The organism is Mesorhizobium sp. PL10, assembly GCF_053714315.1.
In genome coordinates, this window is sequence record NZ_JBSKBR010000110.1 from 1 (window position 1) to 2,382 (window position 2,382).

Genomic DNA, 2,382 nt, shown 5'->3' on the forward strand with positions numbered 1-2,382 from the left:
CAAACGCGACCATTCATCCTGGAAGTCAAGCGGAAGCGGGGTATTCAAAAACAATCCCGGTCAATTTGGGGGGATGTTGATATTTCAGCGGCCGTCGCCGGGACAACCCGAGAATCGGAGGCGACCGAGCTCGCTAATTGTCAGACGATTGACTCCAACACAATCTCCGTCGATCCTGAATATCTATTCAAATCGCAAGCGGAGACTCCTATGCCGGATTTAAGTGGCGCTGAAGCTGCAGCATCCCCCTCTGAGACCGCTGCGAAAGCAGAAAAGCCAAAGGCCAAGAAAAGAGTTGCGCAATCGCGCAAATCGAAGCCGGAGAAAACATCGCCTGCTCATACCAATGGTGCCATCGCTCAGTCTCGGACGTCGGACTCGTCGGCAGCACTTGGCAGCGGCCGGAAAATTTACTCGGCAAAAGAGCGAGCCGAGAAGCTCTCCGAGATGCAGCAGTCCATGACCGGCGGCGCCACTCTGAAGCTGGCCGCAAAGCAGGCGGGCATATCGGAGCAGACCTATTATCATTGGAAGCGGGCCTCGACACCTGCGCCGCGAAGCGACGATTTGAAGGACCTTCTCGCGCTCGAGGACGAAAACAAGCGGCTAAAGGGCCTTCTCGCAGAGCGCCTTCGCAAGGAGAACGCGGAATTGAAGATGAGGCTCGGCTTGGCGTAGGATCCGCTCTTGAGCCGCAGGCCCGCGTTGGTGACGAGAAGGGACCGAGACTTTCTCGCCGAGCTTTGCCTGATCGGGATTTGCCAAAGGCAATCAACCGATCCACGAAAGCGAAAGCGGAAAGTTGCGGCCGCGGTCACGCTGATGCCGGTTGGGTACAGATACGATTGGCGGCCGATCTCTATTGTCAACCCTTGCGGTAGGGTCGGCGCTGACGCTTTTCGATCCAAGCGGGTAAGGCGAGGAAAAGTGTCGGCCGCCCAAAGGCCGGCGAGTGGATAATTCTCATGGCCGGTTGACCCGGATCCGGGCAGGCGCCATTGGCAAATCCGGCGAAGTATCTCGCAGAGTTCGGCTTGATGGACAGGCGACTGGGTCTGGACTAACGGCTTGCTCCAGCGATTTCATATCCCGCCCATGCAGAGATATTTCATCTCAAGATAATCCTCGAGCCCGTGGCGGGACCCCTCGCGCCCGATGCCGGATTGCTTGATGCCGCCAAAGGGTGCGGCCTCCGACGACATGCGCCCGGTGTTGATCCCGACCATGCCATATTCCAGGGCCTCGGCCACACGCCAGACACGCTTCAGGTTGGAAGCGTAAAAATAGGCAGCAAGCCCGTAGATCGTGTCGTTGGCCTCGTGCACGACCTGATCGGCATCTTCGAAACGAAGGATAGGAGCCAACGGCCCGAATGTCTCCTCTCGGGCCACTGCCATCTCGCTGGAGATATCCGTGAGGACCGTCGGTTGGAAAAACGTGCCGTCCTTGCCGATGCGATTGCCGCCGCATCGGACCGTGCCGCCTTTTGCGACGGCATCGGCGATATGGGCTTCGATCTTGGCCAGGGCATGCCTGTCAATCAGCGGCCCAATCGCCACGCCCGGATCGAAGCCGTCGCCGACCGAAAGCAGGCGGACTTTCTCGACGAACTTGTCGACAAACTTGTCGTGAGCGCCGGATTGGACGTAAAGGCGGTTTGCTGAAACACAGGTCTGGCCCCCATTGCGGAACTTTGCCTGGATCGCGCCGTCGACGGCAGCATCGATATCGGCATCGTCGAAGACGATGAACGGCGCGTTGCCGCCGAGCTCCAGGCTGAGCTTCTTGATCTGGTCCGAGCACTGTCGCATCAGCAGCCGCCCGACCTCGGTCGAGCCGGTGAAGCTGATCTTGCGGACCTTGGGATTGGAACAGAGTTCGTGGCCTACCGCATCGCCTTGCGAGGCATAGACCAGGTTGACGACGCCTTCGGGAAAGCCAGCCTCCTGGGCAAGCGCGAACATCGCGCCCGCCACGAGCGGTGTCTGTTCGGCAGGCTTGAGCACGATCGTGCAGCCGGCGGCGAGCGCCGGCGAGATCTTGCGTGCCACCATGGACGCCGGAAAGTTCCACGGCGTGATCGTGCCGACGACGCCGATCGGCTGCTTGATCACCAGCATGCGGCGGTCGGTCGACGGCGGCGAGATCGTCTCGCCATAGATGCGATTGGCCTCTTCGGCGTACCATTGCAGATAAGCGGCCGCATGCGTCACCTCTGACTTGGCTTCGGCAAGTGGCTTGCCCATCTCGGCGGTGAGGATCGCCGCAAGGTCGTCGGTGTGATCGACGATCAGCTGATGCCAGCGCCAGAGGATGTCGCTGCGCTCTCGCGCGGTCAGCGCCGCCCATCCAGGCTGGGCGACATGGGCTTTGCCGATCGCG

At 60.4% G+C, this 2,382-nt stretch carries 2 protein-coding genes; one reads left to right on the forward strand and one right to left on the reverse strand.

Features of this window, described 5'->3' with window-relative positions:
• The coding region (locus ACWGTO_RS33170) for a transposase (protein WP_454578913.1) at window positions 1-678 on the forward strand (678 nt) is incomplete at its 5' end.
• Window positions 679-1,082: 404 nt separating this feature from the next.
• Here the strand turns inward: ACWGTO_RS33170 and ACWGTO_RS33175 are convergent.
• On the reverse strand, window positions 1,083-2,382 hold a 1,300-nt coding region (locus tag ACWGTO_RS33175; protein WP_454578914.1), incomplete at its 5' end, for an NAD-dependent succinate-semialdehyde dehydrogenase.